Origin of the sequence: Streptomyces sp. NPDC005820, assembly GCF_040630255.1 — a bacterium.
In the GTDB taxonomy this organism is placed as follows: domain Bacteria; phylum Actinomycetota; class Actinomycetes; order Streptomycetales; family Streptomycetaceae; genus Streptomyces.
This window is the reverse complement of record NZ_JBEXXE010000049.1, coordinates 39,463-64,559: the sequence shown is the minus strand read 5'-3', so window position 1 is coordinate 64,559 and position 25,097 is coordinate 39,463. Positions and strand designations below refer to the sequence as shown.

The 25,097-nt window shown below is 69.5% G+C and carries 22 protein-coding genes and 1 tRNA gene; 16 read left to right on the top strand and 7 right to left on the bottom strand.

Annotated features, from left to right (window positions below):
* Window positions 1-6: 6 nt before the first annotated feature.
* Entirely contained in the window at window positions 7-675 is a 669-nt protein-coding gene (locus tag ABZ464_RS42075; RefSeq protein ID WP_359287192.1) for a TetR family transcriptional regulator, read from the bottom strand.
* Window positions 676-741: 66 nt separating this feature from the next.
* Between ABZ464_RS42075 and ABZ464_RS42070 the strand changes: the two genes are divergently transcribed.
* Together ABZ464_RS42070 and ABZ464_RS42065 are read left to right on the top strand one after the other, a co-directional pair.
* A complete protein-coding gene (locus ABZ464_RS42070) occupies window positions 742-2,361 on the top strand; it encodes an MFS transporter (RefSeq protein WP_359287191.1) in 1,620 nt (539 codons plus the stop codon).
* Between the two features lie 271 nt (window positions 2,362-2,632).
* A complete protein-coding gene (locus ABZ464_RS42065; RefSeq protein ID WP_359287190.1) occupies window positions 2,633-2,938 on the top strand; it encodes a small hydrophobic protein in 306 nt (101 codons plus the stop codon).
* Here the strand turns inward: ABZ464_RS42065 and ABZ464_RS42060 are convergent.
* Complete coding sequence (locus ABZ464_RS42060; RefSeq protein ID WP_359287189.1) at window positions 2,892-3,680, bottom strand: ion channel; 789 nt, start codon at window positions 3,678-3,680, stop codon at window positions 2,892-2,894. The genes ABZ464_RS42065 and ABZ464_RS42060 overlap by 47 nt on opposite strands.
* 70 nt (window positions 3,681-3,750) lie before the next feature.
* Window positions 3,751-6,498 (bottom strand): pyruvate dehydrogenase (acetyl-transferring), homodimeric type, encoded by a 2,748-nt coding sequence (gene aceE / locus ABZ464_RS42055; RefSeq protein ID WP_359287188.1) that lies wholly within the window; start codon window positions 6,496-6,498, stop codon window positions 3,751-3,753.
* Window positions 6,499-6,839: 341 nt separating this feature from the next.
* On the opposite strand from aceE, the gene ABZ464_RS42050 reads away from it, so the two are divergent.
* The 6 genes from ABZ464_RS42050 (at window position 6,840) to ABZ464_RS42025 (ending at window position 11,474) form a co-directional block, all read left to right on the top strand.
* Window positions 6,840-7,277: a DUF3052 domain-containing protein gene (locus tag ABZ464_RS42050; RefSeq protein WP_055632985.1), complete on the top strand. Its 438-nt coding sequence runs from the start codon at window positions 6,840-6,842 to the stop codon at window positions 7,275-7,277.
* A gap of 111 nt (window positions 7,278-7,388) precedes the next feature.
* The gene (locus tag ABZ464_RS42045) at window positions 7,389-7,847 is read left to right on the top strand and encodes a peroxiredoxin (protein ID WP_359287187.1); all 459 of its coding nucleotides are present in this window, start codon (window positions 7,389-7,391) and stop codon (window positions 7,845-7,847) included.
* 156 nt (window positions 7,848-8,003) lie between these two features.
* Window positions 8,004-8,579: a calcium homeostasis/redox stress adaptation protein gene (locus ABZ464_RS42040; RefSeq protein ID WP_055632983.1), complete on the top strand. Its 576-nt coding sequence runs from the start codon at window positions 8,004-8,006 to the stop codon at window positions 8,577-8,579.
* Between the two features lie 152 nt (window positions 8,580-8,731).
* On the top strand, window positions 8,732-9,307 hold the full coding sequence (locus tag ABZ464_RS42035) for a TerD family protein (RefSeq protein ID WP_359287186.1): 576 nt from the start codon (window positions 8,732-8,734) through the stop codon (window positions 9,305-9,307).
* Between the two features lie 126 nt (window positions 9,308-9,433).
* The gene (locus ABZ464_RS42030; protein ID WP_359287185.1) at window positions 9,434-10,582 is read left to right on the top strand and encodes a DUF475 domain-containing protein; all 1,149 of its coding nucleotides are present in this window, start codon (window positions 9,434-9,436) and stop codon (window positions 10,580-10,582) included.
* Between the two features lie 154 nt (window positions 10,583-10,736).
* Window positions 10,737-11,474 carry a Tellurium resistance gene (locus ABZ464_RS42025; protein ID WP_359287184.1) on the top strand — a complete coding sequence of 246 codons (738 nt, stop codon included), beginning with the start codon at window positions 10,737-10,739 and terminating at the stop codon, window positions 11,472-11,474.
* Between the two features lie 90 nt (window positions 11,475-11,564).
* Here ABZ464_RS42025 and ABZ464_RS42020 read toward each other — a convergent pair whose 3' ends face one another.
* On the bottom strand, window positions 11,565-12,311 hold the full coding sequence (locus ABZ464_RS42020; protein ID WP_359287183.1) for a TerD family protein: 747 nt from the start codon (window positions 12,309-12,311) through the stop codon (window positions 11,565-11,567).
* 186 nt (window positions 12,312-12,497) lie between these two features.
* Here ABZ464_RS42020 and ABZ464_RS42015 point away from each other — a divergent pair, with 186 nt between their 5' ends.
* The 3 genes from ABZ464_RS42015 to ABZ464_RS42005 are packed head-to-tail and all read left to right on the top strand — an operon-like array spanning window position 12,498 to window position 17,006.
* Window positions 12,498-13,664, top strand: coding sequence for an HpcH/HpaI aldolase/citrate lyase family protein (locus ABZ464_RS42015; RefSeq protein ID WP_359287182.1), 1,167 nt, complete (start codon window positions 12,498-12,500; stop codon window positions 13,662-13,664).
* A gap of 25 nt (window positions 13,665-13,689) precedes the next feature.
* Window positions 13,690-16,194, top strand: coding sequence for a phosphoribosyltransferase (locus ABZ464_RS42010; RefSeq protein WP_359287181.1), 2,505 nt, complete (start codon window positions 13,690-13,692; stop codon window positions 16,192-16,194).
* Complete coding sequence (locus tag ABZ464_RS42005) at window positions 16,194-17,006, top strand: HAD family hydrolase (protein ID WP_359287180.1); 813 nt, start codon at window positions 16,194-16,196, stop codon at window positions 17,004-17,006. Before ABZ464_RS42010 ends, ABZ464_RS42005 begins: the two co-directional genes overlap by 1 nt.
* Window positions 17,007-17,047: 41 nt before the next feature.
* Here ABZ464_RS42005 and ABZ464_RS42000 read toward each other — a convergent pair whose 3' ends face one another.
* Complete coding sequence (locus ABZ464_RS42000) at window positions 17,048-17,260, bottom strand: zinc ribbon domain-containing protein (protein ID WP_359287179.1); 213 nt, start codon at window positions 17,258-17,260, stop codon at window positions 17,048-17,050.
* 289 nt (window positions 17,261-17,549) lie between these two features.
* Here ABZ464_RS42000 and ABZ464_RS41995 point away from each other — a divergent pair, with 289 nt between their 5' ends.
* From ABZ464_RS41995 to ABZ464_RS41985, 3 genes are all read left to right on the top strand, one after another.
* Window positions 17,550-19,730: a transglycosylase domain-containing protein gene (locus ABZ464_RS41995; protein WP_359287178.1), complete on the top strand. Its 2,181-nt coding sequence runs from the start codon at window positions 17,550-17,552 to the stop codon at window positions 19,728-19,730.
* A 45-nt stretch (window positions 19,731-19,775) separates the two neighbouring features.
* Window positions 19,776-21,056: a hypothetical protein gene (locus ABZ464_RS41990; RefSeq protein ID WP_359287177.1), complete on the top strand. Its 1,281-nt coding sequence runs from the start codon at window positions 19,776-19,778 to the stop codon at window positions 21,054-21,056.
* 96 nt (window positions 21,057-21,152) lie between these two features.
* Entirely contained in the window at window positions 21,153-22,325 is a 1,173-nt protein-coding gene (locus tag ABZ464_RS41985) for an amidase domain-containing protein (protein WP_359287176.1), read from the top strand.
* Here the strand turns inward: ABZ464_RS41985 and ABZ464_RS41980 are convergent.
* Window positions 22,313-22,861: a DUF4383 domain-containing protein gene (locus tag ABZ464_RS41980; protein WP_359287175.1), complete on the bottom strand. Its 549-nt coding sequence runs from the start codon at window positions 22,859-22,861 to the stop codon at window positions 22,313-22,315. The two genes, ABZ464_RS41985 and ABZ464_RS41980, sit on opposite strands and share 13 nt — an antisense overlap.
* Window positions 22,862-22,937: 76 nt before the next feature.
* Window positions 22,938-24,311, bottom strand: coding sequence for a hypothetical protein (locus tag ABZ464_RS41975; protein ID WP_359287174.1), 1,374 nt, complete (start codon window positions 24,309-24,311; stop codon window positions 22,938-22,940).
* 175 nt (window positions 24,312-24,486) lie between these two features.
* On the opposite strand from ABZ464_RS41975, the gene ABZ464_RS41970 reads away from it, so the two are divergent.
* Together ABZ464_RS41970 and ABZ464_RS41965 are read left to right on the top strand one after the other, a co-directional pair.
* Window positions 24,487-24,561: transfer RNA gene (locus ABZ464_RS41970), tRNA-Val, on the top strand.
* A gap of 67 nt (window positions 24,562-24,628) precedes the next feature.
* Entirely contained in the window at window positions 24,629-25,036 is a 408-nt protein-coding gene (locus tag ABZ464_RS41965; RefSeq protein WP_359287173.1) for a DUF6153 family protein, read from the top strand.
* Window positions 25,037-25,097: the final 61 nt, after the last annotated feature.

The window sequence follows — 25,097 nt, the reverse complement described above, 5'->3', positions numbered from 1 at the left end:
ACGCCTTCAGCCCTCAAGACCTTCGGGCCGCTCCTCGCGCCAGCTCCCGAGCAGAGCGGGTCCGACCTGGTCGAGGTAGCGGGACGTCAGCGCACGCATACCGGCCAGGCTGAACTCGCCCTCCTCCCGCGCCACCCACTGCCGCTCCGTCACCCGCATCACGCCACTGAACACCGCCACCGCGAGCCGCGGCCGCGGATCGGCGTCCACGTCCAGGCCCTCCCGCTCGGCGATCACGCCCGCGAGGGTCTCCTCGACCTCGGTCGACCGCCGAAGATACGCGGCGAGCAGCACCGGCGTCGACTCGATCACCCGGTACATCCGCAGATGCAGCTCCACGGGTACGACGCTCTCCACGACCTCGTTGATCGAGGACCAGCCGTCCAGCACGGCCTGGCGCAGCGCCTCCATCGGCGGCTCGTGCGCCGGACGCTCCCGCACCGCCTGCACGAACCGCTCCACGGTCAGCTCCACCACCCCCAGCGCGGCCTCCTCCTTGCCGGCGAAGTAGCGGAAGAAGGTGCGCTGGGAGACGTCGACGGCCTCGGCGATCGCGTCGACGGTGGTGTGCTCGTAGCCCCGCGACACGAACAGCTCCACCGCGGCCCGCAGCAGGGCGTCCCGGGTGCGCCGCTTCTTGCGCTCGCGCAAGGTCTGTTCGCGCAGTGTTCGCATAGGTGTCAGTTACTGACTTGTGAACTCGTTTGTCAATTGTCAGTGGCTGTCCTTAGCCTCGAACGCATGACTAGTCAGACCACCATCGACACGACGGGGCCGGGGGACAAGGCGTCAGCAGCCCCGTCGGATCCGCCGCCGGCCCCGGGGCTGCGCGGCCACCCGTGGTTCACCCTCATCACCGTCGCCGTCGGGGTCATGATGGTGGCCCTCGACGGCACCATCGTGGCCATCGCCAACCCGGCCATCCAGAAGGACCTGGGCGCCACCTTCGCCCAGGTGCAGTGGATCACCAACGGCTACTTCCTGGCCCTCGCGGTCTCCCTGATCACCGCGGGCAAGCTCGGTGACCGCTTCGGCCACCGGCAGACCTTCCTGATAGGCGTCGTCGGCTTCGCCGCCGCCTCCGGCGCGATCGGCCTGTCCGACAGCATCGCGCTCGTCGTCACCTTCCGGGTCCTGCAGGGCCTCTTCGGCGCGCTGCTGATGCCGGCCGCGCTCGGTCTGCTGCGGGCGACCTTCCCGGCCGAGAAGCTCAACATGGCCATCGGCATCTGGGGCATGGTCATCGGCGCCTCCACCGCGGGCGGCCCGATCCTCGGCGGTGTCCTCGTCGAGCACGTCAGCTGGCAGTCGGTGTTCTTCATCAACGTGCCGGTCGGCCTGGTCGCCCTCGTCCTGGGCGTGCTGATCCTGCTCGACCACCGCGCGGAAAACGCGCCGCGCTCCTTCGACCTGCTCGGCATCGCGCTGCTGTCGGCCGCGATGTTCTGCCTGGTCTGGGCCCTGATCAAGGCCCCGACCTGGGGCTGGGGCGACGGCAAGACCTGGGCGTTCGTCATCGGGTCCGCGGCCCTCTTCGCCGCCTTCGCCTTCTGGGAGACGAAGGTCAAGGAGCCGCTGATCCCGCTGGCGCTGTTCCGTTCCGTACCGCTGTCGGCGGGCGTGGTCCTGATGGTCCTGATGGCCATCGCCTTCATGGGCGGCCTGTTCTTCGTGACGTTCTACCTGCAGAACGTGCACGGGATGAAGCCCATCGACGCCGGTATGCACCTCCTCCCCCTCACCGGCATGATGATCGTCGGCTCCCCGCTCGCGGGCGCGCTGATCACCAAGCTGGGCCCGCGCATCCCGCTGGCCGGCGGCATGGCGGCCACCGCGATCGCCATGTACGGCATGTCCACGCTGGACACGGACACCGGCAGCGCGGTCATGTCCCTCTGGTTCGCCCTGCTGGGCCTCGGCCTCGCCCCGGTCATGGTCGGCGCCACCGAGGTCATCGTCGGCAACGCGCCCATGGAGCTGTCCGGCGTGGCGGGCGGCCTCCAGCAGGCGGCCATGCAGATCGGCGGCAGCCTCGGCACCGCCGTGCTGGGCGCCGTGATGGCCTCCAAGGTGGACGGCGACCTGCCGGGCAACTGGACCGCGGCGGGCCTGCCCGAGCTCACCCCCGCCCAGCTGGACCAGGCCTCCGAGGCGGTCCAGGTCGGGGTGGCGCCGGTGACGCCCGAGACGCCGGCCGAGGTCGCCGCGAAGATCACCGACGTCGCGCACGACACCTTCATCTCCGGCATGAGCCTCGCGTCCCTGGTCGCGGCCGGGGTCGCGGTCGTCGCCGTGTTCGTCGCGCTGCTCACCAAGCGCGGCGAGAACGCGGAGGCGGGCGCCGGGGTCGGCCACATCTGAGGCCCGTACGGAAGACCGCGCACCGGCGGCGAAGCTGACGCGACGTCAAGGAAATTCCCCTATCAGGGTGACAACGCTAAAGGTCCCTCGCCTCCGGTGCGCGCCACAGGTCACAGTTAGTCAAGCCCTCCGGATGGCAGGGCGGACAGGGCTGCGACGCGCTGCCGGAGGGGGACGGCGCGCCGCAGCCCCGGCCCGTGTCCGGCGGGCATGAATCGCGAGCGGTGGGTACCCGACCATCGGAACATCCCCGGAGAACAGGGAGTTGACGATGGCCGGCTCTGGACACGGCACGCGCAGGTACCCCCGCTCAGCCGGCCGCACCAGGTCAGGGGCCGGGCCGGATCGCGCGACGCTCGGTATCGTCGGCCTCGTCTGCGCGGTCGCCGGTTTCTTCGCCCTGGGCATCGTCCTGGGCCCCGCGGCGATCGTCTGCGGCTGGCTGGCCATGGGCCGTACCTGGTCGGGTTCCCGGCCGGTGCCGGCCCTGGTCGCCGTCGTGCTGGGCGCCATCGACACCCTGCTGGCGGTCATCTGGCTGGCGGGTGCGGCGACACCGGGGACCGGGTTGCTGTGAGGGGCTCGTGCTCCTGAGCCCCGTGCCGGAGTTCCGCGACCTCCTCGCGCAGCGCCCGCACCTCCTCGGTCAACGCGAGGATCGCCGCCGTCTGGGCCCGCTCCTCCACGTCGTCCTTCTCGAAGCGCTCGATGAACCAGGCGGCGATGTTGGCGGTCACCACACCCAGCAACGCGATACCGGACAGCATCAGCCCGACCGCGATGATCCGGCCCATCCCGGTGGTCGGCGCGTGGTCGCCGTACCCCACGGTGGTCATCGTGGTGAACGACCACCACAGGGCGTCACCCAGCGTGCGGATGTTCCCGTCCGGTGAGTCCCGCTCCACCGACAGCACGGCGAGCGACCCGAACATCAGCAGCCCGACGACCACCCCCGCGACATACGTCGTCACCTGGATCTGCGTGGCCATCCGCGCCCGCCGCCCCAGCAGCAGAAGCGTGGAGACGAGCCGCAGCAGCCGGAGCTCCGCGACGAGCGGGAGCACCACCGCGCACAGGTCCAGCCAGTGGGTACGGACGAACGTCCGCCGGTCGGACGCCAGCGCCAGCCGCACCAGGTAGTCCGTGGCGAACGCCCCCCACACGACCCACTCGACCACCGTGCACGCGGCCGTCACCGTATGCCCGGCCGACGTGTCCACGATAGGTACCGCGTAGGCGACCGCGAACACCAGGGCGAGGGCCAGCAGTGGCCGTTGGCTCAGCTCTTCCCAACGCTCCTGCGCCGTACGTGCGTGCATGGAGGCATCGTAAAGAACGCGTAAGGGGTGGTGGAGCCATCGGCCCCACCACCCCTTCGTGCGCTATGCGCTACGCGTCGCCTCCGGCAGCCCCCGGGTCCGCCGCCGCCACGTCGAGCAGCTGGTACCGGTCGATCGCCTGCTTCAGCACCGACCGGTCGAGCTTGCCCTCCCGGGCCAGCTCGGTCAGCACGCCCACGACCACGGACTGCGCGTCGATGTGGAAGAAGCGCCGCGCCGCCCCACGGGTGTCGGCGAAGCCGAAGCCGTCCGCGCCCAGCGACTGGTACGTGCCCGGCACCCAGCGGGCGATCTGGTCCGGCACCGCCCGCATCCAGTCGGAGACGGCCACGAACGGCCCCTCGGCCCCGGACAGCTTGCGCGTCACGTACGGGACCCGCTGCTCCTCCTCCGGGTGGAGCAGGTTGTGCCGCTCGACCTCGACGGCCTCGCGCCGCAGCTCGTTCCAGGAGGTCGCCGACCAGACGTCCGCCTTGACGTTCCACTCCTCGGCGAGGATCTTCTGCGCCTCGACGGCCCACGGCACGGCCACACCCGAGGCGATGATCTGCGCCGGGACGGAGCCCGCCGTGCCCTCGCCGATGCGGTGGATGCCCTTGAGGATGCCCTCGACGTCCACGTTCGCCGGCTCGGCCGGGTGCTGGATCGGCTCGTTGTAGACGGTGAGGTAGTAGAAGACGTCCTCGCCGTGCGGATGCTCCGCCGAGCTGCCGTACATCCTGCGCAGCCCGTCCTGCACGATGTGCGCGATCTCGTACGAGTACGCCGGGTCGTACGCCACACAGCCCGGGTTCGTCGACGCGAGCAGCTGGGAGTGGCCGTCCGCGTGCTGCAGGCCCTCACCGGTCAGGGTGGTGCGGCCGGCGGTCGCGCCCAGCACGAAACCGCGCGCCAGCTGGTCCGACATCTGCCAGAACTGGTCGCCGGTGCGCTGGAAACCGAACATCGAGTAGAAGACGTACACCGGGATCAGCGGCTCGCCGTGCGTGGCGTACGACGAGCCCGCCGCGATCAGCGAGGCCGTGCAGCCCGCCTCCGAGATGCCGTCGTGCAGCATCTGGCCGGTCGGCGACTCCTTGTACGCGAGCAGCAGATCGCGGTCGACGGACTCGTACTGCTGGCCGAGCGGGTTGTAGATCTTCGCGCTCGGGAAGAACGAGTCCATGCCGAAGGTGCGGTACTCGTCCGGCGCGATCAGCACGAACCGCTTGCCGAGCTCCTTGTCCCGCATGAGGTCCTTGAGCAGCCGGACGAACGCCATGGTTGTCGCGATCGACTGCTGGCCGGAGCCCTTCTTCACACTCGCGTACGTCTTGTCCTCGGGCAGCGCGAGCGGCTTGGAGCGCACGACACGGGTCGGGACGTACCCGCCCAGCGACTTGCGCCGGTCGTGCATGTACTGGATCTCCTCCGAGTTCCGCCCCGGGTGGTAGTACGGCGGCGCGCCGGACTCCAGCTCCTGGTCGGAGATCGGCAGATGCAGCCGGTCGCGGAAGCCCTTGAGGTCGGCCACCGTCAGCTTCTTCATCTGGTGCGTGGCGTTGCGGCCCTCGAAGTTCGGACCCAGCGTCCAGCCCTTGATGGTCTTCGCCAGGATCACCGTCGGCTGACCGCTGTGCTCCACGGCCGCCTTGAACGCCGCGTAGATCTTCTTGTGGTCGTGGCCGCCGCGCCCCAGGTGCAGGATCTGGTCGTCGGTCATGCCCTGGACCATCGCCCGCAGCCGCTGGTCGTCGCCGAAGAAGTGGTCGCGGATGTACGAGCCGGACTCGGTGGCGTACGTCTGGAACTGGCCGTCCGGGGTCGTGTTCATCTTGTTGACGAGGATGCCGTCCCGGTCCTGCGCGAGCAGCGGGTCCCAGGTGCGGTCCCAGATCAGCTTGATCACGTTCCAGCCGGCGCCCCGGAAGACCGACTCCAACTCCTGGATCACCTTGCCGTTGCCGCGCACCGGGCCGTCGAGCCGCTGGAGGTTGCAGTTGACGACGAAGGTCAGGTTGTCCAGGCCCTCACGGGCGGCCAGGGACAGCTGGCCGAGCGACTCCGGCTCGTCCATCTCGCCGTCGCCGAGGAACGCCCACACCCGCGACTTCGAGGTGTCGGCGATCCCGCGCGCGTGGAGGTAGCGGTTCATCCGCGCCTGGTAGATCGCGCCGATCGGGCCGAGGCCCATGGACACGGTCGGGAACTCCCAGAAGTCCGGCATCAGCCGCGGGTGCGGATACGAGGACAGCCCGTACGGCGCCTTCGACTTCTCCTGGCGGAACGCGTCCAGGTTCTGCTCGCTCAGCCGGTCCAGCAGGAACGCGCGGGCGTAGATGCCGGGGGAGGCGTGGCCCTGGAAGAAGACCTGGTCGCCGCCGTCGCCCTCGTCCTTGCCGCGGAAGAAGTGGTTGAAGCCGACGTCGTAGAGGGACGCGGAGGACGCGAAGGTGGCGATGTGACCGCCGACGCCGATGCCGGGCCGCTGGGCCCTGGACACCATCACCGCCGCGTTCCAGCGGGTCGCGTTGAGGATCCTGCGCTCGATCTCCTCGTTGCCCGGGAAGAACGGCTCGGCCCTGGTGGGGATCGTGTTGACGTAGTCCGAGCTGCGCATCTCCGGCACGGCCACGCGCTTCTCGCGGGCGCGCTCGATCAGCCGCAGCATGAGGTAGCGGGCCCGCTCCCGGCCGCGCTCGTCGATCGCGGCGTCGAGGGAGTCGAGCCACTCCTGGGTTTCCTCGGGATCGAAGTCAGGAACCTGACTCGGAAGGCCGCCAATGATGATCGGGTTGCGATCGGATCCGGAAGCCACGCTGTTCCTTACTCTCGCTGTTCTCCAGTGTCTGCACCGCCCCCCATCGTGTACCTCGGAAGCCCAAACGTCATCTCTACCCCGAGGTAACCGGTGTCTGTTCGAGTCTCGTATTCTTGGATGGTTCTCAAATACGCAAACGGGGCAGATAGGTGTGGTGTACGTCACCATCCGTCCCGATCTTGTGCCTGGAGTTGCGTCGACACGGCCAGGATCGTCACCGTTTCGGCGGTCTGAACCGCCGGGTACTTGCGCGATCCGCCCCGTCCGTGTGGACTACGGCCAAGCTTCGCGCACGCGCGGGGCTGAGTTATTCCCAAGACATGATCAGGAGGCAACCCGTGAGCGCGACCGCGGACCACGCGGAGGAGCGGACTAGCCCTGCCGTCAGGCTGGGTTTCCAGCCCGAGCAGGTGGTCCAGGAGATCGGCTACGACGACGACGTCGACCAGGAGCTCCGCGAGTCCATCGAAGAAACCATCGGCAGCGAGCTGATGGATGAGGACTACGACGACGTGGCCGACGCCGTGGTGCTGTGGTTCCGCGACGAGGACGGCGACCTGACCGATGCGCTGGTGGACGCCACCACGTACATCGAAGAAGGCGGCTCGATCCTCCTCCTCACGCCGAAGACCGGCCGTGACGGCTATGTGGAGCCGAGCGACATCTCGGAAGCCGCGACGACGGCGGGCCTGTCCGCCTCCAAGAGCGTCAGCGTGGGCAAGGACTGGAGCGGCAGCCGGCTGGTGACGCCCAAGGCCGCGAAGTCCAAGAAGTAGACCGTCCCCGGACGGGTCGAGTCGTCGTGCTCGGCCCGTCCGTCGGCTTCGGGCGGCGGCTGCGTAGGGTGTTCCCACCCAGACAGCCCCACCCGAAGGGACATCCACGCGATGGCGATCCAGGTCGGCGACAAGGCCCCCGACTTCGAGCTCAAGGACAACCACGGCGCCACCGTGAAGCTCTCCGACTTCCGCGGAGAGAAGAACGTCGTCCTGCTCTTCTACCCGTTCGCCTTCACCGGCGTGTGCACCGGCGAGCTGTGCGAGGTGCGCGACAACCTGCCGAAGTTCGCCGACCGCGACACGCAGGTGCTCGCCGTCTCCAACGACTCCATCCACACCCTGCGCGTCTTCGCCGAGCAGGAGGGCCTGGAGTACCCGCTGCTCAGCGACTTCTGGCCGCACGGCGAGGTCTCCCGCGCCTACGGCGTCTTCGCCGAGGACAAGGGCTGCGCGGTGCGCGGCACCTTCGTCATCGACAAGGAGGGCGTGGTCCGCTGGACCGTCGTCAACGCGCTGCCGGACGCCCGTGACCTCGGTGAGTACGTCAAGGCGCTCGACACGCTCTGAGCCCCTACGGCCCCCGCCGTCGCCGACACCTGTGATTCATCGGCTCCAGCGCCTGCGTGGGTCGGGAACCCGTCACTAGGATCGACTCGTTGATCCGATAGATCCGTTATCCACGCACGACGGGGCACCCCGCCCCTGGACACCAATGGAGGACTCGTGGGAGTCAGCCTCAGCAAGGGCGGCAACGTATCGCTGACCAAGGAGGCCCCTGGCCTGACCGCGGTCATCGTCGGTCTGGGGTGGGACGTCCGCACCACGACCGGCACCGACTTCGACCTGGACGCGAGCGCGCTGCTGCTGAACAACGCAGGCAAGGTCGGCAGCGACGCCAACTTCGTGTTCTTCAACAACCTCAAGAGCCCCGACGGCTCCGTCGAGCACACCGGTGACAACACCACCGGTGAGGGCGAGGGCGACGACGAGGCGATCAAGGTCAACCTGGCGACGGTCCCGGCCGACGTCGAGAAGATCGTCTTCCCGGTGTCGATCTACGACGCCGAGAACCGCCAGCAGTCCTTCGGCCAGGTGCGCAACGCGTTCATCCGCGTGGTGAACCAGGCCGGCGGCGCCGAGATCGCCCGCTACGACCTGAGCGAGGACGCCTCGACGGAGACCGCCATGGTCTTCGGCGAGCTGTACCGCCATGGCGCGGAGTGGAAGTTCCGGGCCATCGGCCAGGGCTACGCCTCCGGCCTGCGCGGCATCGCCCAGGACTTCGGCGTCAACGTCTGAGTCGTAGGGCGCGAAGGATTCACCCTCCCCCACTCTCGGCTTCGCTCGAGCGGGGGGACCCCCATCCGGCGCCGCACCGTTTAGGGGCGGCGCCGGACGCGCAGGACAACCGAAGAAGCTCCACGTGGCAGCACCAGGGGAGGACCAGCAATATGGGCGTCACGCTCGCCAAAGGGGGCAACGTCTCCCTGTCCAAGGTCGCGCCGAACCTCACACAGGTGATGGTCGGGCTCGGCTGGGACGCGCGCTCCACCACCGGAGCCGCCTTCGACCTCGACGCCAGCGCGCTGCTGTGCGCCGGCGGCCGGGTGCTCGGGGACGAGTGGTTCGTCTTCTACAACCAGCTCAAGAGCCCCGACGGCTCGGTCGAGCACACCGGCGACAACCTCACCGGTGAGGGCGAGGGCGACGACGAGTCGATCCTGGTGGACCTCCCGAAGGTGCCCGCCCACTGCGACAAGATCGTCTTCCCGGTCTCCATCCACATGGCCGACGAGCGCGGCCAGACCTTCGGCCAGGTGTCCAACGCGTTCATCCGCGTCGTCAACCAGGCCGACGGCCAGGAGCTCGCGCGCTACGACCTGAGCGAGGACGCGTCCACCGAGACCGCGATGATCTTCGGCGAGCTCTACCGGTACGGGGGCGAGTGGAAGTTCCGGGCGGTCGGTCAGGGGTACGCGTCAGGGCTTCGGGGCATCGCCCTGGACTTCGGGGTGAACGTCTCCTAGCGCTTTATGAGCAAAAGCCGGTCCCCCGTGGCCTGCGAAGGGGGCGGGACTAGACTTCGGCTTCAAAGTTTCGTAAAGCCGAGTACGGCGCGGGGGAGACCCGTACACACAGGGATTGGGTAGCCAGTGCTTCTGAAAACCTTCGGCTGGTCGTTCGCGGTCACCGCGCTCGGCCTGGCCGCTGCGGTCTTCTACGGGGGGTGGGAGGCCTTCGGCATCGTGGCGATCCTCTCCGTCCTCGAGATCTCGTTGTCGTTCGACAACGCGGTGGTCAACGCCGGAATCCTGAAGAAGATGAACGCCTTCTGGCAGAAGATCTTCCTCACCGTCGGCGTCCTCATCGCGGTCTTCGGCATGCGACTGGTCTTCCCCGTCGTGATCGTCGCGATCAGCGCCAAGATGGGCCCCATAGAGGCCGTCGACCTCGCGCTCAACAACAAGGACCGCTACCAGGAGCTCGTCACCGACGCGCACCCGTCGATCGCCGCCTTCGGTGGCATGTTCCTGCTGATGATCTTCCTCGACTTCATCTTCGAGGACCGGGACATCCAGTGGCTGCGCTGGATCGAGCGCCCGCTCGCCAAGCTCGGCAAGGTCGACATGCTGTCGGTCTGCATCGCCCTGATCGTCCTGCTGATCACCTCCTTCACCTTCGCCACCCACGCCCACCAGCACGGCGGCGGACATGTCGACAAGGCCCAGACCGTCCTGATCTCCGGCATCGCCGGTCTGATCACCTACATGGTCGTCGGCGGCCTCTCCGGCTACTTCGAGGACAAACTCGAGGAAGAGGAGGAACGCGAGCACGAGGCGGAGGAGGAGGCCGCGCGGACCGGGAAGCCGAAATCCGCCGTGCTGCTGGCCGGCCAGGCCGCGTTCTTCATGTTCCTGTACCTGGAAGTGCTGGACGCCTCCTTCTCCTTCGACGGCGTGATCGGCGCGTTCGCCATCACCAACGACATCGTCCTCATGGCCCTGGGCCTCGGCATCGGCGCGATGTACGTCCGTTCGCTCACGGTCTACCTGGTGCGCCAGGGCACCCTGGACGACTACGTCTACCTGGAGCACGGCGCCCACTACGCGATCGGCGCCCTCGCCGTGATCCTGATGGTCACCATCCAGTACGAGATCAACGAGGTCATCACCGGTCTCGTCGGCGTCGTCCTGATCGCCTGGTCGTTCTGGTCCTCCGTCCGCCGCAACCGTGCGCTGGCGGTCGCCGAGGGAAAAGATGAGGGCTCGGACGAGAAGACCGAGGTCTCGTCCGGGGTGTAGACACTCCGTGGACACCTGAGGCGGGGCCCGGCCGTGTGAACCGGGTTGCGCCGAGGAACGCTCTTTGCGGGGCGGTCGGTGAGGACGCTGTCCTCCACGGCCGCCCCGCCGGTATGTCGTGCGAGACACGTCGTCGAGAAACGTGGGGGCGGGAATGGGCATCTTCGACGGGCTTCTGGGCAGCCGTACGGCCGAGTTCGACTCGGGCAGCGCGGCGACCAACGCGATCGAACTGACCAAACGGCATCACTATGTCTCCCTGACCAAACAGGGCGCGGCCACGGGGAACCTGCGGGTCAACCTGACCTGGCGGATGCGGACCTCGGACATCGGCGGGCCCCAGCGGGAGAGTCTGCTGCGGCACCCCTTCAAGGCGCTCAAACCGCCGGAGGTCATCGGGCACAGCCAGAGCATGGTCAACGTCGACCTCGACCTGGGCTGCCTGTACGAGCTGGCCGACGGCACGAAAGGGGTCGTACAGCCGCTGGGCGGGCTGCTGGGGGACGTCAACGCGCCGCCGTACGTGAAGCTCAGCGGGGACGACCGGTTCGGGTCGGCGTCGGGGGAGACGATGTACGTCAACCTCGACCACCGCGACGACATCAAGCGGCTGCTGGTGTTCGTGTACATCTACGACCAGACGCCGGCGTTCGACCGGACGCACGCGATGGTGACGTTGTATCCCAGCAACGGGCCGCGCATCGAGATAGGTCTCGACGAGCGGCATCCGCAGGCCCGGTCGTGTGCGGTGGTGATGATCGAGAACGTGAAGGGGGAGTTGGTGGTGCGGCGGGAGGTGCGGTTCGTGTACGGGTTCCAGGCGGAGCTTGACCGGTTGTACGGGTGGGGGTTGCAGTGGGGGCGGGGTTACAAGACCAAGGTGGAGAAGTAGCCCCACTCTGAGTGCCGGGTCACGTGCGCGGGCGGGTGCGGCGCCGTTGTGGCTGGTCGCGCAGTTCCCCGCGCCCCTGGGTTTCTCCAGTCACCGGCCGATGAACTGTGGCCCTTGCGGTGGCAGCTGGAAGGAGCCGTCCGGGTAGGCGTAGCCGTGGGTCGGGAGGTTGTTCGGGTAGCCGTACGCCGGCTGGTGCGGGACCTGGGACGTGGGCTGCTCCGGCGGGAGGGGCTGGGAGAGGCTCGGGGTGGGCGGGAGCGGGGCCGGGTCCGCGGTGCCGGCGGCCGCCTCCTCCGCCTCGTCCACCGAGATGCCGAAGTCCGTCGCCAGGCCCTTGAGGCCGTTGGAATAGCCCTCGCCCAGGGCGCGGAACTTCCAGCCCTCGCCGCGGCGGTACAGCTCGCCGCAGATCAGCGCGGTCTCCTCGCCCGTCTCCGGGCGGATGTCGAACGTGGCGATCGGGTCACCGTCGGTCGTCGCGTCGTACAGCAGGATGCTGAGCGAGCGTACGGTGTCGAAGGCGACGCCGTCCGCCGAGGCGACCAGGAGAATCTGACTGACACCGGGCTCGACACCGGCCAGATCTGTCTGGATGGTGTCGGTGAGGCCCTCGGCGCCCCGCTTCTTGCCGAGCCGCCAGACCTTCCCGGAAGGGTGCCGGGGCTGGTTGTAGAAGACGAAGTCCTCGTCGGAGCGCACGCGGCCGTCGGGGCCGAGGAGCAGCGCGGAGGCATCGACGTCCGGGACCCCTTGCCCGGGCGTCCAGCGCAGTACAGCGCGTACCGTGGTTGCCTTGAGCGGGACGTTGGACCCCTTCAGCATCGCGTGCGTCATGCGGTCATCCTGCCCTCTCGGTCCTGATCACGACAACGTGGGGTACACGGACACACAGGGGAACCCACACGGGCGAGTTACCTGAAATTCATGCCCGCAGGGAACCCCTGACATGGACTTCTACGTACTATTACCGGCCACCTCAGGTGGAATCCACAGCCTGACCTTGTAACACGGGGGAGTTTTATGCGTCATTTCGGGCACCTCGCCCCCGAGGCGCGGCAGCGCCTCTTCCACCGGGAGCCCTGCGTCTTCGACGCCGACTCCCCGGCCAGGCTGCTCTCCGCGGCCCTGGGCGCCACGCTCTACAGCCCGGCCACCCGGCCCCGGCTCGCCGACGACATCGTCAAGCAGACCGGGCGCGGCGTGGTCTCGATGGTGCTGTGCCTGGAGGACTCCATCGGCGACGAGGACGTCCCGGCGGGCGAGGAGAACCTCGTCCGCCAGTTCGCCGACCTCGCGGGCCGCGCCGACCTGGACCGGCCGCTGCTGTTCATCCGGGTGCGCACGCCCGAGCAGATCCCCGACCTGGTCCGCCGCCTCGGCCCGCACACGAGCCTGCTGAGCGGGTTCGTGTTCCCGAAGTTCACCGAGGAGCGCGGCATCCCCTTCCTGGAGGCCCTCGCCGCCGCCGAGCACGCGAGCGGCCGCCGGCTGTTCGGCATGCCCGTCCTGGAGACCCCCGAGCTGATGTACCGGGAGTCCCGGGTGGACGCCCTCGAGGGCATCGCCCGCGCGGTCGACAAGTACCGGGGCCGGGTGCTGGCGCTCCGCCTCGGGGTGACCGACTTCTGCTCCGCGTACGGCCTGCGCCGGGCGCCCGACATGACCGCCTACGACGTCCAGATCGTCGCCTCCGTGATCGCCGACGTGGTGAACATGCTGGGCCGCGCCGACGGCACCGGGTTCACGGTGACCGGGCCGGTGTGGGAGTACTTCCGGGTCCCGGAGCGCATGTTCAAGCCGATGCTGCGGCACAGCCCCTTCCTGGAGGGGCAGGCCGTGGAGCTGCGCGAGAGACTGATCGAGCACGCCATGGACGGGCTGCTGCGCGAGATCTCCCTCGACCAGGCCAACGGCCTGCTCGGCAAGACCTGCATCCACCCCTCCCATGTGCCGGCCGTGCACGCGCTGTCCGTCGTCAGTCACGAGGAGTACAGCGACGCGGCGGACATCCTGCGGCCGGAACGCGGCGGTGGGGGTGTGCTCAGGTCCCAGTACACGAACAAGATGAACGAGGTGAAGCCGCACCGCGCCTGGGCCGAGCGCACCATGCTCCGGGCCGAGGTCTTCGGTGTGGCCAACGAGGACGTCAGCTTCGTCGACCTGCTCGCCGCCGGCATCCCCGGCTGAAAACCACCTCACTCTCTAGGGACGCATGAACAACGCAGTGAACAACGGGGTCTGGTCCGGGACCTGGGTCGCCGAGCGGCTCGGTGTCGAACTCGTGGGCGACGCCACGCTGAGGGACCTGCTGGGGCTGGCCCTGCGCCGCAACCCCAAGCGGGCGCATCTGCTGGTCTCCCACGTGCTGGGCAAGCACGTCCCGCAGTCCCCGGCCGTGGTGTACGGCCATGGCGTCGCCCTCGGCCGCCGGGTGCGCGAGCTGCTCGGCGCCGAGGCGGCGGACGCGGTCGTCCTGGGCTACGCGGAGACCGCCACCGGCCTCGGCCACTCCGTCGCCGACGGCCTCGGCACGGCCCCCTACCTGCACTCCACCCGCCGTCCGGTGCCGGGCGTCGCGGCGGCGGGCGGCTTCGAGGAGTCCCACTCCCACGCCACCTCCCACCTCCTGCTCCCTGAGGACCCGTCCCTCCTGGTCGGCGACGGCCCGCTGGTCCTGGTCGACGACGAGTTCTCCACCGGCAACACGGTCCTCAACACGATCCGCGACCTCCACGAGCGCTACCCCCGCCGCCGGTACGTGGTCGTGGCCCTGGTGGACATGCGCTCCCCGACGGACGCGGCCCGCCTGGACGCCTTCGCCCGCGAGATAGGCGCGAGAGTGGACCTGGTGGCGGCGGCGACGGGCACCGTACGCCTTCCGGAGGGCGTCCTGGAAAAGGGCCAGGACCTTGTAACGAGGTTCGACAGCAACCCCCCAGGGGCGCGGGGCGGTGACATATGCGGCTCCGCCGCGTGGGCGCGAGCAACCCCCACGCACCCGCACCCGGCGCACAACCGAGTGGACCTCGACTGGCCCCACGGTCTCCCCGACGGCGGCCGCCACGGCTTCACCCCGGAGCACCGAATACGGCTGGACGCCGCCCTCCCCGCCCTGGCTGCCGGCCTGGCAGACGCACTGCCGAAGGACGCCCGCCGCATTCACATCCTCGGCTTCGAAGAGCTGATGTACGCCCCCCTCCGCCTGGCCGTAGAGCTGGAGCGGACGCTCGACGCGGAGGTGAGCTACTCCACCACCACCCGCTCCCCGGTCCTCGCGGTCGACGACCCCAGCTACGCGATCCGCAGCCGAATCGTTTTCCCGGCCCATGACGACCCCGCCGACGGCCCCGGCGACCGTTATGCCTATAACGTCGCCGGTGCCGGCTTCGACGCCGTGATCGCGGTCGTCGACTCCGTGGCGGACACCCCCGCCCTGCACGCCCCCGACGGCCTCCTCGCCCGGCTCGCCGCGCACACCCCGCACGTGGTCCTCGCGGTCGTACCGTCGTACGTCCCCGAGCCGCTGTACGCAGCCGCACTGCCCGAAAAGAGACCCTCCATGCTGCCCGAGCCCCTCCGCGGCCCCGCCTTCTCCTCGTACGCGCCCGAGGAGGTCGGCTGGCTGCTCCAGGACCTCTCGGACGTGACGCTGGAGGCGCCGACCGAGGAGCGGGAGGAGGCCATCCAGAGCGGCGGCGCGCACTACGCGGAGTCGTTGCCGGTCGAGTACCAGCCGAGCGCGCAGTACCAGGAGCTGTTCCAGGCGGCGCTGGAGACGTCCGCCGCACGCATCGCGCAGGCCGTCGGCGTCGTCACGGAGACGGTGATCGCCGAGCGTTCCCCCCGGCCGGTCCTCGTCTCCCTCGCCCGCGCCGGCACCCCCGTGGGCGTCCTGATGCGCCGCTGGGCCCAGTACCGGCACGGCCTCGACCTGCCGCACTACGCCGTGTCGATCGTGCGCGGCCGGGGCATCGACGCCAACGCGCTGCGCTGGCTGGCCGCCCACCACGACCCGCGGGACGTGGTGTTCGTGGACGGCTGGACCGGCAAGGGCGCCATCACCCGGGAACTGGCCGCGGCGATCGAGGAGTTCGAGGCGGCGGGCGGCGCGGCCGGGTTCGACGCGGAGATAGCGGTGCTGGCGGACCCGGGCTCGTGCGTGCGGACGTACGGCACCCGGGAGGACTTCCTGATCCCCTCCGCGTGCCTGAACTCGACCGTCTCGGGGCTGATCTCGCGGACGGTCCTGCGGGCCGACCTGGTCGGTCCGGACGACTTCCACGGGGCGAAGTTCTACCGGGAGCTGGCCGGCGCGGACGTGTCCGTGGCCTTCCTGGACGCCGTCGCCGCCCGCTTCGGCGAGGTCGCGGAGGCGGTGGCCGCCGCGGTGAAGGAACTCCTCGCCAGCGACCGTACGCCCACCTGGGAGGGCTGGGCGGCCGTCGAGCGGATCAGCGAGGAGTACGGCATCCACGATGTGAACCTGGTCAAGCCGGGCGTCGGCGAGACCACCCGGGTGCTGCTGCGCCGGGTGCCCTGGAAGATCCTGGCGCGGGCCGGGGCGGGCGCCGATCTGGACCACGTACGGCTCCTGGCGGAGCAGAGAGGGGTGCCCGTGGAGGAGGTCGGCGAGCTGCCGTACACCTGTGTGGGGCTGATCCATCCGAAGTACACGCGCGGGGCGACCGGCGCCGACGGCAAGGCGGTGGCCCTCTGATGGCCGTGCTGGTGGCGAGCGACCTCGACCGTACGCTGATCTACTCCCCGTCGGCGCTGGCGCTGACCATGCCGGACGCGCGGGCGCCCCGGCTGCTGTGCGTGGAGGTGCACGAGGCCAGGCCGCTGTCCTTCATGACGGAGACGGCGGCCGGGCTGCTCACCGACCTCGGGGACGCGGCGGTGTTCGCGCCGACGACCACCCGGACGCGCAAGCAGTACCTGCGGATCAATCTCCCGGGGCCGGCCCCGAAGTACGCGATCTGCGCCAACGGCGGGCACATCCTGGTCGACGGGGTCAGCGACCAGGACTGGCACACGGGTGTCCTCGCGCGGCTGGCGGAGCAGTGCGCGCCCCTGGACGAGGTCCGGGCGCATCTGGAGGCCACCGCCGACCCGCTGTGGGTGCGCAAGCACCGGGTCGCCGAGGACCTGTTCGCCTATCTCGTCGTGGAGCGCGAGCTGCTGCCCGAGGAGTGGGTGAAGGAGCTGGCGGCCTGGGCGGAGAACCGGGGCTGGACGGTGTCGCTGCAGGGCCGCAAGATCTACGCCGTGCCGAAGCCGCTGACCAAGAGCGCGGCCGTGCGCGAGGTGGCCCGGCGCACCGGCGCCGAGCTGACCCTGGGCGCCGGGGACTCCCTGCTCGACGCCGACCTGCTGCTGGCCGTGGACCAGGGCTGGCGGCCCGGCCACGGCGAGCTGGCCGACACCGAGTGGACGGCCCCCGGCATCACCGCCCTGCCGGAGCGGGGCGTCCTCGCCGGGGAGCGCATCCTGCGGGAGTTCCTGAAGGCGGTCAGAGGACCCCGGTAGCGGTCGGAGAACCCCGCCAGGGGTCAGAAGCCGGGCTGCGGTCAGGAGCAGCAGCCTCCGCCGCAGCAGCCGCCCCCGCCGCCCGCCCTGGGCGCGGGGGCGTTCGCCGTGCCGCCGACGGACACCGTGGACAGAAGCTTCACGGAGTTCTCATGTCCGGCCGGACAGGCCGCCGGAGCGGAGGACTCCGCCATCGGGCGGCTCAGTTCGAACGTGTTGCCGCAGGTCCGGCAGCGATACTCGTAGCGAGGCATGCCGACAGGCTAATCCCCATATGCCCGGAAGGGCGGGCCAGAGTTTTGCCAGTGTTCGCTTCTGTCGTTTTCTTATGTGGAGACTTTGCGAAGAGCGCTGGTAATTTGAGGGTGCCGCGATGAACCGCGAGGTCGGGGGGATTCAGGGTTTGCAGCCGAGTCCACGGCAACCATGTCAGACCCTCGTACGTCTGTACGTCTGCCTGTGCGAGCAACACGAAGGTGCGGAGGGAGACACGTAGTGGACCAGGTGGGGCAGGGGGAGGAGCCCCAAAGGCCGGACGAAACCATGCAGTTGAAGGTCCCCGCCGCATTCCGGGCGGACGAGACCATGCAACTGCGAATGTCGGACATACCGAAGGTACCCGACACATCCGGGGGTTCGGAGAAAGCGCGTACTCCGAGGAAAAGCCGCAAGGCCCCCCGCCCCTCCGCCTTTGCCCGGATATCCGGGGTTTTGAGCGCCCGTCTGGCCCCCCTTCTCGTGGTCCTGGGTCCCTATGTGACTCGTGTCACTCCCTACGTCCGCAAGCTCCGCCCGCAGTACCCGCGACCCGGCCGCAGCGACTGGCGGCGCTGGGTACCCTCCTGGCGGCAGTGCCTGGGGGGCTTCTTCGCGTCCCTGGGCCTGAGCACCTTCCTCCTCGTCGTCGCCTACGCGGCCACCGACGTCCCGCAGAACCTCAACTCGTACGCGACCCAGCAGGACAACGTGTTCTTCTGGTCCGACGGCACGCCCATGGCCCGCACCGGCTGGGTGCAGCGCCAGGCGATGCCGCTGAAGGACATCCCCGAGGACGTCCGCTGGGCGGTCCTCGCCGCCGAGAACGCGAGCTTCTACAGCGACCCCGGCATCTCCGTGAAGGGCATCAGCCGCGCCCTGTTCCGCACCATCGGCCAGGGCGACACCCAGGGCGGCTCGACGATCACCCAGCAGTACGTCAAGAACGTCTACCTGAACCAGGAACAGACCCTCGGCCGCAAGTTCACCGAGGCGATGATCTCCCTCAAGCTGGACAACCAGATGAGCAAGGACGACATCCTCGAGGGCTACCTCAACACCAGCTGGTTCGGCCGCGGCACCTACGGCATCCAGCGCGCCGCCCAGGCCTACTACGGCAAGGACGTCGGCGAGCTCAACGCCAGCGAGGCCGCGTTCCTCGCCTCCCTGCTCAAGGGCGCCGGCCTGTACGACCCCACCCTCTCCAGCGCCAACCGCGCCCGCGCCGTCGAACGCTGGCAGTGGACCCTGGACCGGATGGTCGAGATCGGCAAGCTGTCGAAGGCCGAGCGGGCCAAGTACACGAAGTTCCCCGAGCCGCTGAAGAGCAACCCCCTGTACGACACCGGTGAGCAGAGCGACTACCTGGTGGAGCTCGCCTCCCAGTACGCCAAGAAGGCCGGCGGCATCTCCGACAAGGACTTCGACCTGGGCGGCTACCAGATCTACACGACCTTCGACAAGAAGCGCGAGGACGAGCTCACCCAGGCCGTCACCGACGCCCGCAAGAAGGCCCAGAAGGACGAGCCGAAGAAGGCGAAGACCGCCCACTACGGCGCCGCCTCGGTCGCCTCCGACGGACGGATCCTCGCCGTCTACGGCGGCCCCGACCACCGTACGCAGGGCTACAACGAGTCCAACGCCACCACCGTCCCGGCCGGCTCCGCCTTCCTGCCCTTCGTCTACGCCGCGGGGCTGGAGAACGGCATCCACAAGACCCGCGAGGACGGGGACGCCGCCGAAGTCACCGGCGAGTCGCTCTACAACGGCAACGACAAGGTCCTGCTGACCACCCCCGAGGGCTACTACTGGGACCGCAGCGGCAAACGGGTCGCCGCCGAGAACGACGGCGGCAGGTCCTACGGGCAGATCTCCCTGCACCGCGCGCTGGAGCTGTCGGTGAACACCCCGTTCATGCAACTCGGCATGGACACCGGCCTGGACAAGGTGCGCGAGACCGCGGAGGCCTCCGGCTTCCTGTCGTCCAGCATCGGCGCCCAGGTGCCCGCGCTGTCCCTGGGCAGCTCCACGCCCAGCGCGATCCGGATGGCGAGCGGCTACTCCACCTTCGCCGCGGACGGAAAGCACACCGAGCCGTACTCGGTGCGGAAGGTCACCAAGAACGGCTCCAAGGTCGTCCTGGCCACCCCCAAGCCCGCGCGGGCGATGCGCACCGAGGTGGCCGAGGAGGTCACCTCCGCGCTCACCGACTCGTTCCGCACCGCGCACCCGTCCGACGTGCCCGCCTCGCAGTCCGGCTCCGCCCCGGCCGGCAAGGCCGGCACCACCGACAAGGACACCGCCTCCTGGTACGTCGGCACCGCCGAGAAGGTGTCCACGGCGGTCGTGGTGTACCGCATCGACCTCACCAAGAGCCTTGAACCACTGCCTCTGGAGGGCGTCGCCGGAACCACCGACGACAGCGTCCCGTACGGCATCTGGTCAGGTGCCATGAGCCCGCTCGGCTGACCACCGAACGGGCCCCGCGTCCCCAACCCGGAGAATGAGCCGCACATGAAGTCACCGTCGGGCCGCCGCCGCAAGGCCGCGGAACCGCGCCGCACCGCCGCCGCGCACCCAGGGTTCCTCACCCTGGCCGCGCTTCTCGTCGTCGCCTCGCTGATGGGCGGCTACCTGGTGCTCGACCGCACCGACAACACCCAGCCCACGGCGTCCTCGGGGGACAGCAAGAAGGCGTCGGCGAAGGCGAGCAAGGAGCCGGAGTGGGACGGCAAGACGCATGTCCTGGGGGACGGCTCCACCTCGTACACCGGTCCGCAGACGGACCAGTTGAAGGCGGAACCGCTCAAGCCGGGTGAGAAGCCGCCCCAGTTCGTCGTCCTCTCCTGGGACGGCGCGCTCGCCGGCGACGACGAGCTCTTCGAGCACTACCGCGAGCTGGCCAAGGAGTACAACGCCCACATGACCTTCTTCCTCACGGGCATCTACCTGCTGCCCAAGAGCAAGAGGGACCTGTACTCCCCGCCGATGCACGACAAGGGCGCCGCGGCGATCAGCTTCCCCACCGACGAGCACATCCGCACCACGCTGGGACAGCTCTCCAAGGCATGGCTGGAGGGCAACGAGATAGGCACCCACTTCAACGGGCACTTCTGCGGCGCCAAGGGCGGCGGCGACTGGAGCGTCGCGCAGTGGAAGAGCGAGATCGACCAGTTCTACGACTTCGTGGAGAACTGGAAGACCAACACCGGCTACAAGAACATGGCCCCGCTGCCCTTCGACTTCAAGAAGGCGGTCGTCGGCGGCCGGGCGCCCTGCCTGGAAGGGCAGACCAACCTGCTCAAGGCGGCCAAGAGTTACGGCTGGCGGTACGACGCGTCCAACCCGGGCGGTCTGCAGGTCTGGCCGACGAAGAAGGACGGCCTGTGGGACTTCCCGCTGCAGGGGCTCCCGTACGGCGACATCCAGGCCCTGTCCATGGACTTCAACTTCCTCTACAACCAGTCGAACGGCGAGACCGAGGGCGACCCCGCCAAGTACGCCGAATGGCAGCAGGAGACCATCGACTCCTACATGTCGGGCTTCAACCGCGTGTACTACGGCAGCCGGGCGCCGCTGTTCATCGGCAACCACTTCGAGAACTGGAACGGCGGCATCTACATGAAGGCCGTCGACCACGTCATCGAGAACGTGTGCACCAAGAAGGAAGTCAAGTGCGTGTCCTTCAAGGAGTTGGCCGACTGGATGGACGTGCAGAAGCCCGAGACGCTGCAGGCGCTGCGCAGCCTGGACCCGGCCCAGTCGCCGGCCGACTGGTCGACCGTCGTGAAGTAACCAAACCTCAACCGTACCCCTCTTCACATCACCCACACACGCCATGCAAAGATGCCCTCCCCGGCATCCCTCCGCCGGGCAAGAGGGGAAACATCAGTGAAGTCAAGGAAATTGAGCCGTTCGAGGCGCCGCGTCACGATAGCCGGGGCGGCCGCCGCCTCGGTCGTGGCGGGGGCGGCGCTGCTCCCGAACTGGTCCGCGGGCGCCGCGGTCGTCGACGACCCCACGGTCGACGCGCAGACGAAGGCCACCTTCCAGCGGCTGGCGGACGCGGTCTTCACCGACCGCACCGACGCCCTGGTCACCGGCAAGCAGGGCGACCGTGAGAAGCCGCTGACCAACGGCTTCTCCGGCGACGTCAAGCTGTCCGCCGGCACGGCCCGCACCGAGGACGCCACCCTGTCCTCGCTGGGGCAGCGCAAGGACAAGCTGGCCAAGGCCGGCGAGAAGTACAGCAAGGCCGCCACCACCGTCACGCTGAACGCCACGCGTGTGACGGGCCGTACGGCCAAGGCCGCGGTCACCGAGACCACGACCCTGACCTACGCGAACGCCGCCCAGGGCCAGCCGAAGACCACGGGGTTCCAGGCCGGGCACGAACTGACCTTCAAGGCCGACCGGCAGGGCAACTGGCAGCTCACCGGCATCGCGGACACCGACCAGGGTGGCCTCGCCGTGAACACGCTGTCCAAGCCGGTGGCGTCCGTCAAGGCCACCACGGCCGACGACACCATGCCGAACGCCGCCCGCGCGGCGATCACCCGCAACCCGGCCGCCGTGCCGAAGACGGGCACCACGTACGACTACAAGGCCATGGCGGCCTACGCCGAGAAGTACGTGTACACCTACAACAAGGACTACCCGGACTTCAACAACCACACCGCGGGCGGCGACTGCACCAACTTCGTCAGCCAGTCGCTGAAGGCGGGCGGCTGGAAGCACGTCCCGGGCTACGTCTACGACTACACCAAGTGGTTCGGCAACGCCGACATCCAGTCGGACTCGTTCGTCGGCGTCAACGAGTGGTCGTGGTTCGCGCAGAACTCCAAGCGCACCACCGCGCTGGCGAACGTCTACCAGCTCGAGGTCGGCGACGTCCTGCAGATGGACTTCGACCGGGACGGGTCCAAGGACCACACCATGATCGTCACGTACAAGGCCAACGGCATCCCGTACGTGACGTACCACTCGAACAACACGCTCCGCCGGTCGGTGGCCAGCCTCGTCGCGTCGTACCCGAACGCGTACTACTACGCCTACCGCACCTGATCGGACCCTGACCGGTCCCGCCGCTCGGACCCGGGTTCCACGAGATCCGGATGGCGGGCCCGCCAGTACGGGTTGTCGTGCGGCAGGGCGGAACCGACCCTGCCGTACATCCCGAAGACCAGCAGCAGGATCCCGATCACAAAGCTCAGCATGCAGTTCTGGATCTTGAAGGCCAGGAAGTTGTAGTCCGTCTCCAGCAGCGCCATGTTCAGGAAGCCGCTGAGAATGAACAGGACGCCGAAGGTCATGTTCAGCGTGGACGCGAAGTTCCCGCCGATCACCATGCCGACGAACAGCAGCAGCCCGACACCGATCGAGAGCCAGCTGAGCGCGCCGTTGGTGTTCAGACTCCAGACCTCGTCCCCGCCGGTGTCGAAGAAACCGATCTCGTCGATGACACCGAAGATCCCGAAGACGACGAGCCCCAGGCCCATCAGCCCGGCCCCGATCCGGTAGACCAGGTTCAGCCGGTGGTCGACGGGCAAGTGGTCGTCGAGCCTGATCCGCCGGCGGGTGTGCAGTACGTGTGCGGCCATATCCGCCTCCTTGTACGTACCCCCCAATATCCGCCCGCCCGGCTCGAGCGGCAAACGTCGGTGACGGCGGCGCCCGTCAGTGGGCCGCGCCGCGCTCCCCGCGGATCCGCGCCACCACACCGGCCACCGCCTGCCGCACCGCCTCCGTCTCGGTGAGGAAGTGCCAGTAGTCGGGGTGGCGGCCCTCCAGGGTGCCGATCGCCCGCTCCAGACGGGCCACCGCGTCGTCCAGGGGGCGCGCGTCCCGGGGATCGGGCGTGTTGCGCCCGGCCATGGCCAGCCGCTGCGCGTCCCGGATCGCGAACCGGGTCCGGTCGATCTCCGCCTGCGGATCCTTCTGCACGGCGTTCAGCCGGTTCAGCCGGTCACCGGCGGCGGAGACCGCCTCGTCGGTGGTGTTCAGCAGCGCCCGCGCCGTGGACAGCAGCGAGGTGGCGTCCGGCCAGCGCTGGGCGTCCCGCGCGGCCCGTGCCTCCCGCAGCCGCGCCTCCGCCTGCGTCACGTTCTCCACGGCCTGCTCGGGCACCCGCTGGAGGTCCTGCCAGCAGGCCGCCGAGAACCGCCGCCGCAGCTCGCTCAGGATCGGGTCGACCTGGCCCGCGCGGGTCGTCAGCGCCTCCGCCCGCGTGCGCAGCGACACCAGCCGGTGGTCGATCTCCGCGGCCCTCTCCGGCAGCCGCTCGGCCTCCACCCGGACCGCCGCGGCCTCCCGGGAGACCCGCTCGGCGCGCTCCAGCGTCTCCTGCACGCCGTGCTGTCCCGCGCCCTGGTTCAGCCGGGTCAGCTCGGGCCCGAGCGCGGCGAGCCGGGCCGCCAGATCGTCCGCCGTCAGCCCGGTCTTCCGTACGGCGTCCAGCGCGTTCGACGCGGCCAGGAGCGCCTGCCGGGCCCGCTCCACGGCGGGCGCGAGGCGGGCCAGCTGGGTCTCGGCCTTCCCGAGCAGCGGGCCGAGCCCCTCGGCGAAACGATCCAGCTCCTTCTTGACGTTGCCCAGCTCGTCCCTGGCCCGGGTCAGCTCGGTCCGCGCCCGCGCCGCCGCCGAGGCCTCCAGGTCGTCCCGGTCGAGGTCATGGGCGTCGACCGCGTCGATGTAGCGGCCGCTGGCCTCGTCGATGCGCCGGCCGATCTCCTCGAAGCCGGAGACCGCCCGCCGGGCGGCGGGGCTGTCGTCCACCGCCGTGATCGTCTCGATGGAGATCCGCAGATCGCGCTGGGCGGTGTCCAGCTCGTAGAACGCGGCCGCCGCGGCGTCCTTCGCGGCCTGCGCCTCGGCGCGCTGGCCCTCGGCCCGCCCGCCGAACCAGCGCCGGGTGCCGCCGCCGGCGAAGGCGGCGGGCAGCGCGAGGGCGACGACGAGCGGCAGGGCGAGCAGGGTGAGGGTGTCCTTCACCGCCGGGCGGTGTGCGCGCGGCACCAACGGCGAGTACGGCTGCGGTGGTGTCGCCGTCACATCCCTCTCCCGTGCTGTGATTCGCCTGAACCGGTGTTCATTCTCCCACCGGTTGAAGACGAACACACGGGCCGGTCAGTTCGCCGTGCGGACCGTGACTTTCGCGGGCCCGGCCGGCGGCCGATACGGGTTTGCGGGACATGGCCCCGGGCAATGTAGGCTGTCGACTCGTCCTGGGTGCGTAGCTCAGGGGTAGAGCGCCTGCCTTACAAGCAGGATGTCGGCGGTTCGAAACCGTCCGCGCCCACCAGGAACACCCGAAGGGCCCCCGGAGAGATCCGGGGGCCCTTCGCGCGTCCGGACGCGGTGTCCCTAAGATGTCTGCTGTGAACGGACTGTGGCGGCGGGCGGTGTGCGTGCTCGGGCTCCTCGTGGGCCTGCTCGGCATGCACGGGCTCGCGCCCGGGGGAGCGTGGTCCGCGCACGCGGAGCCGCGTCCCATGGCGTCCGTCGGGTCCGTCGGGTCCGTCGAGGCCGTCGCCTCCGCCGAAGCCCATGACGGCTGCGCCGGGGAGGAGGGCCACTGCGGCGGCGGACACGCCCAGCACGCCGACTCCACCTGCGCCTCGGCCGCCGTGAGCGGAGGACCGGTGCTGCCGGGCCTGGCGGCCGACCCCGCCCCCGTGGCCGTAGGGGACGAGACCCCGTGCCGCCACGCGGTCGCGGCCCCCGACGGTGCTCGCGCCCCACCCTCCCTGGCGGAACTCCAACTCCTGCGGATCTAGACACCGCTGCGCGCACCCACGCCCCCGTACGACGGGCCGGCGGGGTGCGCCGACGTGTCCA

Coding starts and splice junctions, on each gene's coding strand:
- ABZ464_RS42075 (WP_359287192.1), bottom strand. CDS start 675: ATGCGAACACTGCGCGAACAGACCTTGCGCGAGCGCAAGAAGCGGCGC.
- ABZ464_RS42070 (WP_359287191.1), top strand. CDS start 742: ATGACTAGTCAGACCACCATCGACACGACGGGGCCGGGGGACAAGGCG.
- ABZ464_RS42065 (WP_359287190.1), top strand. CDS start 2,633: ATGGCCGGCTCTGGACACGGCACGCGCAGGTACCCCCGCTCAGCCGGC.
- ABZ464_RS42060 (WP_359287189.1), bottom strand. CDS start 3,680: ATGCACGCACGTACGGCGCAGGAGCGTTGGGAAGAGCTGAGCCAACGG.
- ABZ464_RS42045 (WP_359287187.1), top strand. CDS start 7,389: ATGGCGATCCAGGTCGGCGACAAGGCCCCCGACTTCGAGCTCAAGGAC.
- ABZ464_RS42035 (WP_359287186.1), top strand. CDS start 8,732: ATGGGCGTCACGCTCGCCAAAGGGGGCAACGTCTCCCTGTCCAAGGTC.
- ABZ464_RS42025 (WP_359287184.1), top strand. CDS start 10,737: ATGGGCATCTTCGACGGGCTTCTGGGCAGCCGTACGGCCGAGTTCGAC.
- ABZ464_RS42020 (WP_359287183.1), bottom strand. CDS start 12,311: ATGACGCACGCGATGCTGAAGGGGTCCAACGTCCCGCTCAAGGCAACC.
- ABZ464_RS42015 (WP_359287182.1), top strand. CDS start 12,498: ATGCGTCATTTCGGGCACCTCGCCCCCGAGGCGCGGCAGCGCCTCTTC.
- ABZ464_RS42010 (WP_359287181.1), top strand. CDS start 13,690: ATGAACAACGCAGTGAACAACGGGGTCTGGTCCGGGACCTGGGTCGCC.
- ABZ464_RS42005 (WP_359287180.1), top strand. CDS start 16,194: ATGGCCGTGCTGGTGGCGAGCGACCTCGACCGTACGCTGATCTACTCC.
- ABZ464_RS42000 (WP_359287179.1), bottom strand. CDS start 17,260: ATGCCTCGCTACGAGTATCGCTGCCGGACCTGCGGCAACACGTTCGAA.
- ABZ464_RS41995 (WP_359287178.1), top strand. CDS start 17,550: ATGCAGTTGAAGGTCCCCGCCGCATTCCGGGCGGACGAGACCATGCAA.
- ABZ464_RS41990 (WP_359287177.1), top strand. CDS start 19,776: ATGAAGTCACCGTCGGGCCGCCGCCGCAAGGCCGCGGAACCGCGCCGC.
- ABZ464_RS41980 (WP_359287175.1), bottom strand. CDS start 22,861: ATGGCCGCACACGTACTGCACACCCGCCGGCGGATCAGGCTCGACGAC.
- ABZ464_RS41965 (WP_359287173.1), top strand. CDS start 24,629: ATGTCTGCTGTGAACGGACTGTGGCGGCGGGCGGTGTGCGTGCTCGGG.